We start from the raw sequence: 15,295 nt of genomic DNA, 5'->3' as shown, positions 1-15,295 counted from the left end.
CCGCCCCGAGGGTGGCCAGATCTGTCGTGACGACATCTGTTCCGGTCCTGCGGGCGGTCCTGGAACAGGAGGACGACCATGATCGACAATGACACGTCTACAGGGACTGGTGGGTTCGGCGAGATTCTCGTCAGCTCGCGTTCGCTCGGCGAGTACCGGGCGATGTTCGCGCTCACCGACGACGACCTCGGGCGCAGAATTCTGGACTGCCCGGGTGGTGCGGCAGGGTTCACTGCCGAGGTGAGTCAACGCGGCGGTGATGTAACCGCTTGCGACATAGCCTATTTCGACAAGGGCGTCGACCGGGTGGCTGCCACCGCTGTCGCCGAAGCTGACCGTGGCAACAGATATGTCCGCGAGCACGCCGACGCCTACCGCTGGACGTTCTTCGCCGACCCCGCCGACCACCACCGGGCCCGCCGCGAGTCGGCCGAGCAGTTCGCCGCCCACACCCGCTCGTCCCCGCGCCGTTACGTCCCTGGTCGGCTCCCTGCACTCCCCTTCGTCGACAACAGTTTCGACCTCGTCCTCAGCTCACACTTGCTGTTCAGCTACGCCGACGACCTCGACTACGAGTTCCACCGCCAGGCGATCACCGAACTGGCGCGGGTTGCCACCACGGAAGTCCGACTGTTCCCTGTAGTCCCCATCGGTTCGCCGGGGCGGTACGAGCAGCTCGAGAAGTTGCTTGCCGAGTTGTCGCTCGCGGGCATTTCCAGCCGAATCATGAAGGTGGACTACGAGTTCCAAGCGCACGCGGACGAGATGCTGGTCTGTGAGGTGGCGGCTCAGGCGTCGGGCGGTCGCTCAGCGGCTGTATAGCCGGTTCTCCGGTTGTGGTGGTCCAACAGCGTGGCCAAGAGCTCGGTCAGGTGCGCTCTGTCGCTGGGTGAGAGGGGGTCGAGTAGTTGTTCCTGGCTTTCGGCGAGCCGCTTTTCGAGGCGGTGTAGTTGGCGTTTGCCCGCGGTGGTGAGGGAGATGATGTTGCGGCGGCGGTCGGTCGGGTCGGGGGTGCGTTCGACGTGGTTGTGGTCGGCTAGTTCGTTGATGGTGGCGACCATGTCGCTGACGTGGATGCCGCTGCGGCGGCCGAGGGTGGCTTGGCTGGCGGGGCCGAATTCGTCGAGGGTGGCCAGGAGGCGGTAGTGGTAGCCGCGGGCGTCGGCGGCTGCGAAACCGTCGCTGACCAGGCGGTGGGCGTGGTTGGCGGTTTGCGTGAGTAGCCAGGTGGGCAGGTTTGCCCACCTGACTGTGGTCGGCTCGGGTGGGTGCTCCATGTGACAACTCTAACAAATCGTTTGTGCGACCAACGATCGCGATATCGTTGGCCGCACAAACGTTAGTCGCCCGAACGTTGGGCCGGCGAAGGAGTTGAGACCATGATCGAACCGTTCCGCATCGACATCCCTCAGGCTGATATCGACGACCTCAACGACCGGCTCGCCCGCACCCGTTGGCCCAACGAAATCGCCGACGCGGGCTGGGACTACGGCTTCCCGCTGGCGCGACTGAAGGAACTCGCCGAATACTGGCGCACCGGCTACGACTGGCGAGCGCACGAGGCGAAACTCAACGAACTCGCGCACTTCACCACCGAAATCGACGGCCAGAACATCCATTTCGTGCACGTCCGCTCGCCGAAGCCGGACGCGCTCGCGCTGATCCTCACCCACGGCTGGCCCGGCTCGTTCCTCGAATTCCTGGACGTGATCGAACCGCTCTCCTGCGACTTCCACCTGGTGATCCCGTCCATCCCGGGCTATGGATTCTCTGGACCGACGCATGAGCGTGGCTGGGATGTCGCCCGGGTCGCACGCGCCTGGGCGGAGTTGATGCGTCGTCTCGGCTACGAGCGCTACGGTGCGCAGGGCGGCGACTTCGGGTCGGGCATCTCCCAGTCGCTCGGAGCGGTGGCACCCGAGAACGTTGTCGGAGTCCACGTCAACTACCTGCCGACCCGGCCGAATCCGGATGTCGAACTCTCCGACGCCGACGAAGCGCGACTCGACAAGGTCAAACAGCTGATGGCGAATCGACCGCCCTACCAGGCACTTCAAGCCGTCACCCCGCAGACTATCGGCTACGCGCTCACCGACTCGCCGGTCGGCCAACTCGCCTGGATCGCCGAACGTTTCGCGCAGTGGACGGACCCACGCTCGCCGATCAGCGACGACCGGATGCTCACCGATATCTCCCTGTACTGGCTCACCGCCACGGCGGCTTCCTCGGCCCGGCTACATCGCGAGTCCGCGCGGGGGAGCCAACCGTGCCCGGTGCCTCTCGGCGTCGCCGTATTCGCCTACGACATCACCCAATCGGTGCGCCCGCTGGCCGAGCAACTCTTCGATATCAGGCACTGGTCGGAATTCGACCGTGGCGGTCATTTCGCCGCGATGGAGGTCCCGGACCTCCTCGCCGCGGACATCCGGGAGTTCTTCCTGCACCACCTCGAGTAGGCGCTGCGGGTCAGCGGCAGTCGATGTACTCGAGGTAGGCGCGGCCCGAGACCACGCGGTCCCGGTAGGTGCCGGTGTAGTCGTAGGTGCCGACGAACCCGGCGCCGAGCCCGTAGGAGTAGTCGCCACCGGCCGCGCCCTCGATGGTGATCAGGTCTCGGCCCTCGTCGTCGAGTACTCGCCACGACAACGACTTCGGCAGGCGCATTACACGGCCGTCGGGGGTACGCCGAGGTTCGGATTCGTACTCCCGGACGCGGAAGTCGAATCCGCGGGTGTACACACCGCCGTACCCGTCGAGCGAGCGCAGGTAGACCGACTTCTGGATCGGGAACCCGGCGGGGCCGAGGACCTCGACCAGCAACGCCTGTGTGCGGTGGTCCAGGTTGAGGACGTGGTAGGTGAAGAACTTCGCGGGCAGCTTGGGTCGTGTCGAGGCTGTCACGCTGTGCGTACCGACACCGGCGGCATATTCGACGGTGCACAAACCCTGCACCTCGACGCGCTCACCGCGATAGTCGAGATGACCGCGATAGGTCGACAACAGGCTCCAATGTCGATACAGCGCAGGGATATTCGCGAAGTGGGCCACCTTGTCGGTGGCCTCGATCTCGGGTTCGACGGTGACGTCGGGGTGGGTTCGGCGCACGGTGAAGTGCGGGTAGGTGCCATCGATGACGAGGTCATGGCCGAACCGGAGGTGGCTGCCGTCCGCGGCGAACTCGCAGTCGCGAGCGATGCTGTGCACGAGGAACTGTCCGTCGGTCATGGATGCCGTCGCCGAGGAGGTGTAGGCGGTGTCGGATGGAGTTGTGGTGATCGCGTGATCGTTGGCGAAGATCGTCACCCCGGGGGAACCGACGATCGACATGACCCCGAACGAACGGTGTGGCTCGGGCAGATCGGGGACCATCACCCCGTAGTGCACCCAGTTCCGCCGCCGCCCCGATGGTGGGCTCATCGATTGGTTGGCATCGAACGGGGAACCGTTCACCCGCCCGGTCCGATTCACCGATCCGACCAGTCGCTGCACTGCGCTCACCGTTCACCCTCCGTCGTATAAGCCCACTCGTCGGCGATATTACCCGAAAGTAATATCGCCGACGACGCACGTCATGGGCGTCGCGCGGCGAAAGACCGGGCGGGGAAATATGACGCAGGTTGTCAAGGTATTGGTCGAGGATGGGATTGGCCGGTCGGCACACCTCCGAGAGATAAGGGACCCCCTTGCGTGAAACTCCAGAAGAACTCGCAGAGCTTCAAGCACTCCTTGACGCCTCCCTTACCAACGCCACCTCGCACCTGCGCTCGATCATCGACAGTGAGAACACGCTGACCGCGGCCGAACTCGCCCAGGCCCTCACCGGCATGAGCACCCTTGCCCTGTCCACCGTGACGGCGAAGGGCGAACCGCGAATCAGCGGAGTGGACGGGCACTTTCTGCATGGACGATGGCATTTCGGTACGGCGCGCAACGCCGCCAAGGCTTGCCACCTCGCGGCCCGGCCGGCCGCCAGTGTCGCGCACATGCGCGGCGAGAACTTGGGCGTGTTCACGCACGGCACGGTCGAGATCCTCAATCCGCTGGGCGGCGAACCTTCCGGGGACTGGCCGGAACTGCTCGCGTACTTCCAGGACTTCTATGGCGACGACGCCTTCGACTGGGCCAATGAGGTGGTCTACTACCGGCTGCGCCCGCACTGGATGACCGTCTACGCGCCGGACATCGCGAGGCTCGCTACCTGACCATCGCAGGATTTGTGGGCCGCCGGAAATTGAGGGTTGCGCTATACGTATACATCTACTTATAGTGGGATCACGCAATGTACGTATACATCTACGTATAACCCTCGCAGCCCAGGAGTGCAGATGCCTACTTTCCAGACACCGCAGCCGATCGCCGTCACCGTCGATGTGGCCTGCGGTGACGTCACCGTGGTCGCCTCTGACCGAATCGACACTGTTGTCGAGGTCCGACCGGCCGATACGTCCAGCAAAGCGGATGTTCGTGCTGCTGAACAGATCCGGGTCGAGCTCGCCGGTGGCAAGCTGACGGTCGAGACGCCGAAGAAGTGGAAGGCCTTCACGCCGTTCAGCGGCAATCCGTCGATCTCGGTGACCGTCGAGGTGCCGATGGGCTCCGTGCTCGACGCGACCGTCGCCATGGGTCGACTGGTGAGTGTCGGCGAATTCGACCAGTGCGACCTGGAGGTATCCGCCGGCGACATCGTGGTGGAGCGCCCGAGTGGTTCGGTGACCGCGAAGACCGCCAAGGGCGACATCCGCGTCGACGAGGCCTCCCGTGGGGTGCTCCGGCTGGAGACGTCGATGGGCGATCTCGAGGTGGGCATCCGCCGGGGCAGCGCGGCTCGACTGGAGGTCAACGCGCTGTACGGCAGCGTGCAGAACCGGATGGAACCCGTTGACCAGTCGCGGGGGACCGGGGATGCCGTGCAGGTATACGCACGCAACCTGTACGGGAACGTCACCGTCGGGCACGGAGCCCTCGTATAGGACCGGGTTCGTCAAAGCTGTTGCGCCCGAGCCGTTCGTGTGCGATCTCGCCGTCCTCGGCGGTGATCGCCTGCCCGACCGGCAACACGAGATGGGTCGCCAGCGCCCGGCGCGACGCAACCGTTTCGAACGGCCGCAGGTCATCCCCGGATGACCTGCGGCCGTTGTTCGCACTGTCGATATCAATACCGGCGTCTGGTCCAGCGGTAGGGAGATCGTGGGCGACCGGCGACAGCGACCGGAACAGGACCACCCCCGCTAGCAGGTCAGTGGGTCTTCGGCCGTCAAACGGAGCTAGCCGGTCCGGTGAGATCGGTGCTGACGAGAACTCTGTGGGGGTGTGTCATCGGGTGAATGCGCCCGAGTCCGCGGCGAGGGCCGCGCTGGTGGCCGCGCGGTCGGGCAGGCGGGGGTCCGGCGGGGTGCGTAGCAGGACCAGTTGGTGGTAGATCGGGGCGGTGGCGGCGATCAGTAGGGCGCGCGCGTCGACGTCGGCGGGGAGCTCGCCGCGGTGGGCCGCTCGCTCGACGATGATCTCGGACTGGGCGTAGCGGTCATCCCATAGTCGTCGCAGAGCTCGGGCGGCTTCCTCGGATCGGAACGAGGCGGCGATCAGTGCCACTGCGAGCGACGGTTCCTCGGTCAAGGAATCCTGTATCTCGTGGTTGAGCGCGGCGAGGTCGCCGCGCAGGGAGCCGGTGTCGCGGGGGTGCCATGGCTGGTCGGTTGCCGCATCGAAGAGGTCGGCGAGCAGGCCGCCGACGTCTTGCCAGCGGCGATACACCGTGGCGCGGTGCACGCCTGCGCGGGTCGCGACGGCGTCCATGCTGAGCGCGTCGTAGCCGTGTTCGGCCAGCTCGGCGGTGACGGCGTCGAGCACCTGGGTTCGGATGCGGGCGGTTCGGCCACCCGGACGGGGGCGCGCCGGGGGAGCGGGCTCGCCGGCGTCCGATGCGGATCTCATTGTCGGCAATCCGATCGTTTGACGGAGTAGGGCTGTCGACGTAGCTTAGTGCGACAGTTGTCGTATTAGGAAGCCTCGACTTCCACCGCACCCGATAGCTCACGCGTCGAAGGAGTTTCGCTGTGCCTCACGATTCCGCGCTTGTTCCCGCTGACCCAGCAGTGCTGCACCCCATGCCCGACCAGCCGCGAGTCGTACTGCTGAAGCCGCTGATCACCTCATCGCTCATCGAGGTCGGCGAGTACTCCTACTACGACGACCCCGACGACCCGACCGCCTTCGCAACGCGCAATGTCCTTTACCACTACGGCCCCGAGAAACTGATCATCGGGAAGTTCTGCGCGCTCGGCACCGGGACGCGGTTCATTATGAACGGGGCCAACCACCGCATGGACGGCCCGTCGACCTTCCCGTTTCCCACCATGGGTGGCTCCTGGTCGAACCACTTCGACCTGCTCACCGGCTTACCGGGGCGAGGCGACACCGTCGTCGGCAACGACGTCTGGTTCGGCAACGGCGCGACGGTGATGCCCGGCGTGCGGATCGGCCACGGCGCGATCATCAGCACCGGTTCCGTCGTCACCGCCGATGTGCCCGACTACGGCATCGTCGGTGGAAATCCGGCCCGCCTCATTCGAACCCGCTTCGACGACCGCGATGTCGCCCGGCTGCTGGCAGTGGCGTGGTGGGACTGGCCCGCCGAACACATCACCGCACACGTGCCGGCGATCATGTCGGGCAGCATCGACGAACTGGAAGCCGCCGCCGAATCCTTGAAATGAGTGAAATGCCTTCTCGCCCAGCCCATATCGCGATGGTCGGGATCCCCATCGTCAGCCATGTCCTGCCGAGCCTCGAGATCATCCGTGAGCTGGTGGCGCGTGGCCATCGCGTCACCTACGCCAACGACCCGGCCGTATCAGACCTGATCACCGGAGCCGGTGCCGAGCTGATCGCGTGCACCTCGACGCTGCCGGTGGCCGACAACAATTGGCCCGACGACCCCGTCGCGGTGATGAACCTGTTCCTCGACAACGCACTACTGGCGCTCCCGCAACTGCGCGCGGCCTACGACCACGACCCCGCGGATCTCTATCTGTACGACATCGGCGCCTACGCCGGACGCGCCCTCGCCGAATCCCAGAACCGCCGGTTGACCCAGCTCTCGCCCACCTTCGTGGCGTGGGAAGGCTACGAACAGGACGTGGCGGCCCGCCTGCGCCAGCTACCGGGTGCCGAGGCATACCAGGAGAGGTTCGCCCAGTGGCTCGCCGAATGCGGCGCCTCGACCACCGATGTCGATGACTTCTCCGGCTTGCCCGCTGATGCCCTGGCGCTGATTCCCCGGGCGATGCAACCACATGCCGACCAAGTCGACTCCGGCACAGTGACTTTCGTCGGCCCCTGCTTCGACACACACCAGTCAGCGGGTTGGGTCCGCCCCGCCGGCGCGGAGAAGGTACTGCTGATCTCCCTGGGTTCGGCGTACACACGCCAACCAGCGTTCTACCGCCGATGCCTGAAAGCCTTCGGCGACCTGCCCGACTGGCACGTGGTCCTTCAAATCGGCAAACACACCGACCCGAACGAGCTCGGCGCCATCGCGGCCAATGTCGAAGTGCACTCCTGGGTTCCCCAGCGGGCGATCCTGGAACGGGCGGACGCCTTCGTCACCCACGCCGGTATGGGCGGCTGCGGTGAAGGGCTGCTGGCGGGTGTCCCGATGATCGCCGTGCCCCAGGGCGCCGAACAGTTCATGAACGCGGACCGGCTCGTCGAACTGGGGGTTGCCCGCCGCATCGATACCCCGGATGCCACCGCCCAGAACCTGCGGGCCGCGCTGGACAACCTGGTCGGCGACCCGGAGGTCGCCCGCCGCTCGGCGCAGCTGCGCACCGAAGCGATAGCCGAAGGCGGGACCACGCGTGCCGCCGATCTCATCGAAAACATGCTGGGCTGAACCACATCCAGCCGTATCCGGCTTGTTCCAAGAATTGTCCCGACCGCTATTTGTGGGTCGTCGATTGAGACAACTGTCCCGTTGCGCGAAGTGAGATTTCATGGCTTGCCCTCATGGAGTTTGCCTGCTGGCGAGGCTGTGACCTGGGGTGGACCGCCTTCGATGGCAGAGCGAGCGTGCGATTATCCGGTGCAGGCGGTCCGTTCGATTGTCCCGTTGCGCGAAGCGGTATTTTATGTCTTCGCCGGCGGGTCAATAGCGTTGGATTCATGGATCGGAATTTTCAGTCGGCAGAAGAACTCGGCGCCGCTTTGCGTGCCGGTGAGGTGACATCGGTGGAACTGACCGATGAGGCGATCGCCCGTATCGAGCGCGACGACACGGTGATCAATGCGATCTGTGTGCCGAACTTCGACCGTGCTCGGTCCGCCGCGCAGCGTGCCGATCAGGCGCGAGCCCGCGGTGAGGATCGGCCGCTGCTCGGTATTCCGGTGACAGTCAAGGAGTCCTACAACGTCGCTGGGCTGCCCACGACCTGGGGCATGCCGCAGCACAAGAACTACGTACCGACCGAGCACGCGGTACAGGTGTCGCGTCTCGAAGCCGCCGGGGCGGTGGTGCTCGGCAAGACCAATGTGCCGTTGGGACTGCGAGATATCCAGAGCTTCAACGAGATCTACGGCACCACCAACAACCCGTGGGATCACGGCCGCACGCCGGGTGGCTCCTCCGGCGGATCGGCGGCGGCACTGGCGTGCGGATTCGGCGCGCTGTCCGTCGGCTCCGACATCGGCGGTTCGTTGCGCACCCCGGCGCATTTCTGTGGTGTCTACGCGCACAAGCCGACACTCGGGCTGGCGGCGAACCGCGGAATGGTCGCGCCGCCCGCGTCGGCATTGCCGGTCGACCTCGACCTCGCTGTTGTCGGTCCGATGGCGCGCACTGCCCGCGACCTCACCCTGCTCCTCGATGTCATGGCCGGACCGGACCCACTGACGCTCGGTACGGCGTATGACCTGACACTGCGGCCCGCGCGCCACGAGCGGCTCAGCGACTTCCGAGTGCTGGTCCTCGACGAGCATCCGCTCATTGCGACCGGGATCGCGGTGCGGGCAGGCGTGAACCGGGTGGCCGACGCGCTTGTCGACGGCGGTGCCCGCGTCGAACGGCACAGTCCGTTGCTGCCCGATCTCACCGAAGCCGCGACGCTCTACATGCAGCTGTTGTTCTCGGGCGCCGTCGCAAGTTTCCCCGTCGAAGAGTACGAGCAACTGCGGACCCGCGCCGCCGGACTGAGCGCCGACGACCAGAGTCTCGTCGCCACGCGGCTGCGCGGCATGGTTTTCACCCACCGCGACTGGCTGGCGGCGAACAACCGCCGCGAACTCCACCGCCACGGCTGGCGGCAACTCTTCGCCGAGTTCGATGCCGTGGTGTGCCCGATCACCCCGACTCCCGCATTCCCCCACAACCACCACCCCGATCTGCTGGAACGCCGAATCGACATCGACGGCATGGAGTACCCGTACCTCGACCAGCTCGTCTGGGCAGGTCTGGCCACCATGCCAGGCCTACCCGCCACCGCCATACCGGCGGGCTGGTCACCCGAGGGCTTGCCGGTGGGAGTACAGCTCATCGGCCCGATGTTCTCCGACCGCACCCCACTGCGGCTGGCCGAACTGCTCGAGCGGAAGATCGGCGGCTTCCGAGCACCATCTCGTGAGTAGGTTCGCGAGTATCGACAGCGCTCACGACCGCCTACGCTCGGGCCTGTCGTCAGATCGCTGACAGCCCAGAGATTCTCACCGACCTCCCTGGTCGCGCAGCCCGATGCTAGTGGCGTGGCCTGACCCAACCGCCGAATGCCTTCTCGAGTGTGAGGGCCGCGGCGATCGAGAGGTGATCACGGTTCGGGCCTGCGACCACCTGCACCCCTAGTGGCAGACCATGGGTGCCGCGGCCGAGGGGAACCTGGGTGACCGGTAGTCCTGCGAGGCTGAACGGTGCGACCGTGTTCGTGCGCCACAGACGCCCGGTGGTGCGACCGTGGCGGGGTGCGACCGTGGTCAGGGTGGGGTGCAGGAGCAATCCGTCGCCGATGGTTTCGGTGATCTCGGTGGCAGCGTTGTGTGCGGCGGCGGTGATGCGCCGGGCCGCCGGGGCGGGTAGTCGTGCTGCGAACAGTTCGCCGAGCGCGAGGAGCCGGGTGGCGGGTGTGTGGTCCCCTCGGGTGGCGGTGAGTTCGTTTACCGTGAGGATCTCGGCGCCTTCGTTGCGCATGATCTCGGCGAAGCTGATCCCGGTTTCCTCGGCCAGCACGATCGTGGCGAACAGCCCGATCATCCGCAGTGAACGCATCGGCACGCGGGTGATCTCCGCGCCGGCCTCGGTGAGCGCGGTGGCGGCCCGGTCGCGTGCTGCCAGCACTTCGCGGCCGACACCGGGGGCGAACGTTTTGTCGAGCAGCACCACGCGAACACCGCGGAGCGAGGTCGTCGCCGGATCGCCGAGGGTGACTTCCTGTGTCAGTGGATCGGTCCCGTCGGGCCCGGCCATGATCTGCAGCAGTGGCATGAGATCGGCTGCGCGGCGGGCGATGACCCCGTTGGAACACAAGGCGGCGACCCCGTAGGGCGGCGGCCAGGCGCCGGTGGTCGGGAGCAGGCCGGTCGAGGGACGGTGACCGAACACTCCGTTGCAGAAGGCCGGGATGCGGATCGAGCCCAGGGTGTCGGTGGCCAATCCGAGTGGGGAGCCGCCACTGCCGACGGCGGCACCTTCACCGCCGGAGGACCCGCCCGCTGTGCGTGTTCGGTCGTGCGCATTGCTGGTTCGCCCGTAGACCCGGTTGGTCGACTCGATCCACATGCACCCCTCGGAGGTGTTCGTCAGCCCGAGCACGATCGCGCCCGCGTCCAGAACTCGTTGCACCACAGTGGCATTGGTGGCGGGACGTCGGTGCTTTCGTGCCACGACACCCGCCGTGTTGGGCAAGTCGGCCACGGCCAGGGATTCCTTGACGGTGATCGGTACGCCGAACAGCGGCGGCAGTTCCGCCGGTCCGGTCGCGAGGTGGGCATCGGCGGCGTCGGCCTGCTGTCGCGCGGTGTCGTAGCAGTCGACGACCACGGCGTTCGTGGCAGGCGCGAAGCGTTCCAGGACGGCGATGTGGGCGTCGATCACCGCACGGACGGTTACCTCGCGTGCGCGGATCGACGCGGCCAGGCCGATCGCGGACTCATCAGTGATCGTCATGCCGTCTGGGCGGAGCATCATGCGTTACAGTATTACGTATTCTGTCAAGTAGTAGCTCGCGGGCCGTGGGTGAGTACACCACTCGCCGGGAATGTTGGAGCAGGCCTCACAACGTGGCTGATCCTGAAGCCCTCGCCACAAGGTAGGTCTATCCGGCTGCTGCCGCACGTCCAGCCGAGCAAGTCAGAGGGTGAGCATTGCCGCAGCGACCTGGTCGGCCGCGGCGGCCCGCAACGAGGTGCCCATGTCGTCGAGGACGAGCAGTCGCGCCGCGGAGATCTCGGCGGCGAGGACCTCGCCGTTGCCGACCGGGAAGAACGGGTCGGCACGACCGTGCACAACCAGCGTGGGCACGTCGAGCTCACCGAGGCGCTCTCGCCATCGCGGGGCGCAGTCGATCCGGGAGAACACCATCCCGAGCTGGTTCGCCTGGTGCACCACGGGATCGCTCGACCGCGTCCTGTCCCAGATTCGAGCCGCCGTCGCTCGTGCCTGCTCAGGATCGTTGCCCAGCGGCTCGGCGCCCTCGGCGGCGAACGCAGCGACGGCATCCCGGTCGGTCCAGGTCGGCTTCGAGCGGGAGAACACCGCGCCCATGACCGCGCGGTCATGGTCTGGCAGGTCCTCGTCGACCGCGCCCGGCGCCACCGCCCGGGTGCCGACAAGGGTCAGTGCGGCGAACACATCCGGGTGGTCCAGCGCGGCGACCTGGGCGACCATTCCGCCGACACCGACCCCACCGAGATGGGCGGTCTCCGCACCGAGCACCCCGACCAGCGCGGCCGCGTCGGCGACGAGATCGCGCAGGTCGTACGCGGGATTCTCCGGGTCGAGGGTCGTCGACGCACCGGAGTCACGTAGGTCGTAGCGGACCACGCGCCGCCCGTCCGACGCGAGCCGCTCGCACAGCGCGTCGGGCCAGGACAACATCGTTGGGCCGCCGACCAGCAGGACCAGGGGATCGTCCTCGCGACCGAAGCTCTCGATGCCGAGATCCACGCCGTTCGCCCGTACCGCGGTCATGCCACATCGAATCGGTTTCGTCATGCCGAGACTCCTGTCTGTCGGTATATGCACCGATATAGACGACGGAATCACCCGAAATTCATCGGCGTGGAAATCGCCTCCGGCCGCGCATTAGGGTCTGACCGCATGGCAGTCCTCTCCCGCGCCATCAGATGGCTGGCGGTCGTACTCGGCGTGGCCGTCGCGATTCCGATGCTCGCGACCCTGGCCTTCGCGGCCATCGGCCACCCCGAATGCGCGACCATCCCGCAAGATGTGGGTCCCTGCGGATACTGGGCCCGCGTGGCGGAATACGGGCCGTTCATCATGCTGTGGGGAACGGTCGGCACCGCGGGCTGCGGAGCAACGGTGTGGCTGATGGTCGTCTCCGTGCTCGGTCTCTTCGCAGCGCTTCGCCCTCGCCGCGAGTAATATCGTCGCGCTGGGCAGACAGGCAGTTGGAGATCGGCGACCTCGACCGCGCCCTGGACGGCCCCGGGTCCGCCGAGTCGCGACCGACGGGCGGTCGATCATCGAGGTCGCAGCGGAGGTCATCGGACTCGCGCGCTGGCTCCCGCCCGAGGCCCGATCGGTCGGCTCCCTTCGTTGGGCCCGATGGCGCCGGATTTCGCGACGCTGCGGCGACCCATTCAGCGGCCTGTGCGGCAACCTCGTCACTGCCCTGAGCGGCCTGCGTGACGCGCTCAACGCAGTGTCCAAGGTGGTCGCCGACGAGGCCGGCCACAACTCACCTCTGGTCCGATCCCTGCTCAACGCACGGGTCCTCGGCCCGTGCCGGACACAGATCCGGAGCTACCTGACGGATTTGCCGCCGACGGATTTGATGAGTCCGTAGACGACCTCGAGTCCACCCAAGGCCATCAATACGATGCCCAGCTTGGTCAGCGTGACGACCGGTGTCTCTATACCGCCGGTGAATCGCCACAGCACGAAACCGATAACGAGGGTTATGCCGCCCATGATCACGGCCCTTGTTCCTGAATTCATCTCGGACCTCTCCCAGTAGTTCATACGATCGTACTGTACAGTCGTATGGGTTGGTAAGTCGATAGGTCACCCGGCGACGCCACCGATCATCGACGCAATAGTTTCCCTAGCTGGAGGTCAGTCCATGGCCGAGTTCATCAGTGCGATAGCGGCGGACAGTGCGCACGCGCTGCGGCGTGCGGAGCTGTTGGACGGCGTCCTCGAACTCGCGGCGACCCGGGGAATGGAGGCGGTGAGCGTGCGTGAGGTCGCCGCGCAAGTCGGGGTGTCCCCAGCGAAGGTGCAGTACTACTTCCGTACCAAGGACGAATTGCTGATCGCCGCGTTCAGGCACGTTGAACAGCTGCTCGACGACCGCACGGCGCAGGTGAGCTACGAGCACGGCGTGGCAACGGCACTGCGGGAAGTTCTGGTGGATTGGCTTCCGGTCGACGCGGTGCGGGCGCGGTTGGTGAAGGTATGGATCGCGTTCCTCGCGCGCGCCGTCGTGACCGAGGCACTCGCCGCGATCGAGTCGGCCTATCAGCGGCGCACCCAGGCGCAATTGATCGGGGCGATCGAATCCGGTGTCGAATCCGGCGAATACGCGCCGGAGGTTGATCCCGCACTCGAGGCGCGCCTCCTGTCCGCGCTGGTCGAGGGGTTGTCGGTGCGCATGCTGACCGACCCGGCAGGCCTGCCCGCCGACACCGCTATCGCAACCCTCGACGCGCACCTGGCCGTCCACCCCAGGCGGGCAAACCACCGCGCGCCGTCGCATGCGCAACACCGAGCGTATTAAGCCATGCGATGGAGACGTATTCGGGAGCAACCCTATGCTGACCTGGACCAATGGCCAATCAATGGTCGGTCGAAGGGGCGCGATCCGGCGCGGCCGAGACGACCTGGTCCGGTAGCCGGTCGTCGGCAGATGGCACCGTACCCCGGCCAGCGGCCACGGCGACGATCACTTGGCAGGTCGCGGCGACGCACATCAGAATGATCGGTGCGTGCCAGCCGGAACTGACGGTGTGCAGCAGCCAGAAAACCACAGGTCCTACGGCGGCCAGCAGGTAGCCGATCGACTGCGCCATCGCCGACAACGCGCCCGCCGCAGTCGCATCCGCGGCGCGCAGGCCGAGGAAGGCCAACGCGAGCACCAGGCACGCTCCGCCGCCCAGTCCGAGTACAACACTCCACAGCAGTGCCCATCCCGGCGTAGCCAGTAGCCCGACGTAACCAATGAGCATGACTGCCGAGCTCCCCGCCGCCACCGCGCGCTGGTCACGTGCCCATCGCAACGCGGCGGGTACCGCCAGGCTGGTCACCACCGCGACCGCCTGGAACGTGAACAACAACCATCCCGCCGCGGCCGCACTGAATCCACTGTCCTGGAAGACCTGAGGCAGCCAGGTGACGACGACATAGAAGCTCAGCGACTGCAATCCCATGAACGCGGTGACCGCCCACGCCAGCGCCGATCCCCACGGCAACCGGTGGCTGCGGACCGGCACCTGAGTCGCCCGCGACGTCCGTACCTGCGGGAGCCACAGCACGACAGCCGCCAGGGCGAGCACGATCCAGCAACCCAGTGCGGTGGACCATCCGCCAGAGGCGACCTGGCTGATCGGCACCGCGACGCCGGAAGCCACCGCTGCCACAGCCCCCATCACCGTGGCGTATGCACTGGTCAGTAGCCCCACGCGGGTCGGGAAATCGCGCTTGATCAAGCTGGGCAGCAGGACATTGCCGACCGCGATTCCCGCCCCGATCAGGACGGTCCCCGCGAATAGGCTGCCGGTAGCCGGAAACCATCGAACCGCGATCCCCAGCGTGAGCACCACCAGCGCACCCCAGAGGAGCCGCTCCGGCCCCCACCGCGCCGCAAGTCGCGGAACCAGCGGAGATATCACCGCGAACGCCAACAAGGGCAGTGAGCTCAACAGCCCAGCCACGGCCGGAGCCAAATCGAGGTCGGCCTGAACGCGACCGAGTAACGGACCGACCCCGGTCAAGCTCGGCCGTAGGTTCGCCGCCACCACCAGCAACCCCCACACCAGGAGCGCTTGCGCCGAACGGCCCGTCGGTCGCCCCGGATTCGGTGAGAACAGGATGGAACGTTGCTTCGACATGGCGCCGACCTCTCGTGGCATA

General features: G+C 66.5%; 16 protein-coding genes. 9 read left to right on the top strand and 7 right to left on the bottom strand.

Annotated elements, in window-relative coordinates; genetic code table 11:
• Positions 1 to 78 precede the first annotated feature (78 nt).
• Positions 79 to 822 carry a class I SAM-dependent methyltransferase gene (locus ACFXKN_RS01595; protein ID WP_379432150.1) on the top strand — a complete coding sequence of 248 codons (744 nt, stop codon included), beginning with the start codon at positions 79 to 81 and terminating at the stop codon, positions 820 to 822.
• On the opposite strand, the gene ACFXKN_RS01590 is transcribed toward ACFXKN_RS01595, so the two are convergent.
• The gene (locus tag ACFXKN_RS01590; protein WP_379432149.1) at positions 789 to 1,277 is read right to left on the bottom strand and encodes a MarR family winged helix-turn-helix transcriptional regulator; all 489 of its coding nucleotides are present in this window, start codon (positions 1,275 to 1,277) and stop codon (positions 789 to 791) included. The genes ACFXKN_RS01595 and ACFXKN_RS01590 overlap by 34 nt on opposite strands.
• Positions 1,278 to 1,379: 102 nt before the next feature.
• On the opposite strand from ACFXKN_RS01590, the gene ACFXKN_RS01585 reads away from it, so the two are divergent.
• Positions 1,380 to 2,456, top strand: coding sequence for an epoxide hydrolase family protein (locus ACFXKN_RS01585; RefSeq protein ID WP_378949110.1), 1,077 nt, complete (start codon positions 1,380 to 1,382; stop codon positions 2,454 to 2,456).
• A gap of 10 nt (positions 2,457 to 2,466) precedes the next feature.
• Here ACFXKN_RS01585 and ACFXKN_RS01580 read toward each other — a convergent pair whose 3' ends face one another.
• A complete protein-coding gene (locus tag ACFXKN_RS01580) occupies positions 2,467 to 3,498 on the bottom strand; it encodes a DUF6670 family protein (protein ID WP_378949107.1) in 1,032 nt (343 codons plus the stop codon).
• Positions 3,499 to 3,683: 185 nt separating this feature from the next.
• Here ACFXKN_RS01580 and ACFXKN_RS01575 point away from each other — a divergent pair, with 185 nt between their 5' ends.
• Positions 3,684 to 4,202, top strand: coding sequence for a pyridoxamine 5'-phosphate oxidase family protein (locus ACFXKN_RS01575; RefSeq protein WP_378949104.1), 519 nt, complete (start codon positions 3,684 to 3,686; stop codon positions 4,200 to 4,202).
• A gap of 123 nt (positions 4,203 to 4,325) precedes the next feature.
• Positions 4,326 to 4,970, top strand: coding sequence for a DUF4097 family beta strand repeat-containing protein (locus ACFXKN_RS01570; protein WP_378949099.1), 645 nt, complete (start codon positions 4,326 to 4,328; stop codon positions 4,968 to 4,970).
• 343 nt (positions 4,971 to 5,313) lie between these two features.
• On the opposite strand, the gene ACFXKN_RS01565 is transcribed toward ACFXKN_RS01570, so the two are convergent.
• Positions 5,314 to 5,934 carry a TetR/AcrR family transcriptional regulator gene (locus ACFXKN_RS01565; protein ID WP_378949096.1) on the bottom strand — a complete coding sequence of 207 codons (621 nt, stop codon included), beginning with the start codon at positions 5,932 to 5,934 and terminating at the stop codon, positions 5,314 to 5,316.
• A gap of 173 nt (positions 5,935 to 6,107) precedes the next feature.
• Here ACFXKN_RS01565 and ACFXKN_RS01560 point away from each other — a divergent pair, with 173 nt between their 5' ends.
• The 3 genes from ACFXKN_RS01560 to ACFXKN_RS01550 all read left to right on the top strand — a co-directional run bounded on the left by ACFXKN_RS01560 (position 6,108) and on the right by ACFXKN_RS01550 (position 9,621).
• Positions 6,108 to 6,716: a CatB-related O-acetyltransferase gene (locus ACFXKN_RS01560; protein WP_378949767.1), complete on the top strand. Its 609-nt coding sequence runs from the start codon at positions 6,108 to 6,110 to the stop codon at positions 6,714 to 6,716.
• A gap of 5 nt (positions 6,717 to 6,721) precedes the next feature.
• Positions 6,722 to 7,894 carry a macrolide family glycosyltransferase gene (locus ACFXKN_RS01555; protein ID WP_378949093.1) on the top strand — a complete coding sequence of 391 codons (1,173 nt, stop codon included), beginning with the start codon at positions 6,722 to 6,724 and terminating at the stop codon, positions 7,892 to 7,894.
• A 269-nt stretch (positions 7,895 to 8,163) separates the two neighbouring features.
• Entirely contained in the window at positions 8,164 to 9,621 is a 1,458-nt protein-coding gene (locus ACFXKN_RS01550) for an amidase (protein WP_378949088.1), read from the top strand.
• Between the two features lie 106 nt (positions 9,622 to 9,727).
• On the opposite strand, the gene ACFXKN_RS01545 is transcribed toward ACFXKN_RS01550, so the two are convergent.
• Together ACFXKN_RS01545 and ACFXKN_RS01540 are read right to left on the bottom strand one after the other, a co-directional pair.
• On the bottom strand, positions 9,728 to 11,149 hold the full coding sequence (locus tag ACFXKN_RS01545; protein WP_378949085.1) for an amidase: 1,422 nt from the start codon (positions 11,147 to 11,149) through the stop codon (positions 9,728 to 9,730).
• 183 nt (positions 11,150 to 11,332) lie between these two features.
• Entirely contained in the window at positions 11,333 to 12,196 is an 864-nt protein-coding gene (locus tag ACFXKN_RS01540) for an alpha/beta fold hydrolase (RefSeq protein WP_378949082.1), read from the bottom strand.
• Positions 12,197 to 12,301: 105 nt separating this feature from the next.
• On the opposite strand from ACFXKN_RS01540, the gene ACFXKN_RS01535 reads away from it, so the two are divergent.
• Positions 12,302 to 12,586, top strand: a complete 285-nt coding sequence (locus tag ACFXKN_RS01535) for a hypothetical protein (protein ID WP_378949078.1) — start codon at positions 12,302 to 12,304, stop codon at positions 12,584 to 12,586.
• Between the two features lie 381 nt (positions 12,587 to 12,967).
• Here ACFXKN_RS01535 and ACFXKN_RS01530 read toward each other — a convergent pair whose 3' ends face one another.
• Complete coding sequence (locus ACFXKN_RS01530) at positions 12,968 to 13,186, bottom strand: DUF5708 family protein (protein WP_378949075.1); 219 nt, start codon at positions 13,184 to 13,186, stop codon at positions 12,968 to 12,970.
• Positions 13,187 to 13,286: 100 nt separating this feature from the next.
• Between ACFXKN_RS01530 and ACFXKN_RS01525 the strand changes: the two genes are divergently transcribed.
• Positions 13,287 to 13,943 carry a TetR/AcrR family transcriptional regulator gene (locus ACFXKN_RS01525; RefSeq protein WP_378949072.1) on the top strand — a complete coding sequence of 219 codons (657 nt, stop codon included), beginning with the start codon at positions 13,287 to 13,289 and terminating at the stop codon, positions 13,941 to 13,943.
• 58 nt (positions 13,944 to 14,001) lie between these two features.
• Here ACFXKN_RS01525 and ACFXKN_RS01520 read toward each other — a convergent pair whose 3' ends face one another.
• Positions 14,002 to 15,273, bottom strand: coding sequence for an MFS transporter (locus tag ACFXKN_RS01520; protein WP_378949069.1), 1,272 nt, complete (start codon positions 15,271 to 15,273; stop codon positions 14,002 to 14,004).
• Positions 15,274 to 15,295 lie beyond the last annotated feature (22 nt).

Origin of the sequence: Nocardia sp. NPDC059195 (genome assembly GCF_042754695.1) — a bacterium.
GTDB lineage: Bacteria > Actinomycetota > Actinomycetes > Mycobacteriales > Mycobacteriaceae > Nocardia.
This window is presented reverse-complemented; position numbering and strand designations above follow the sequence as displayed.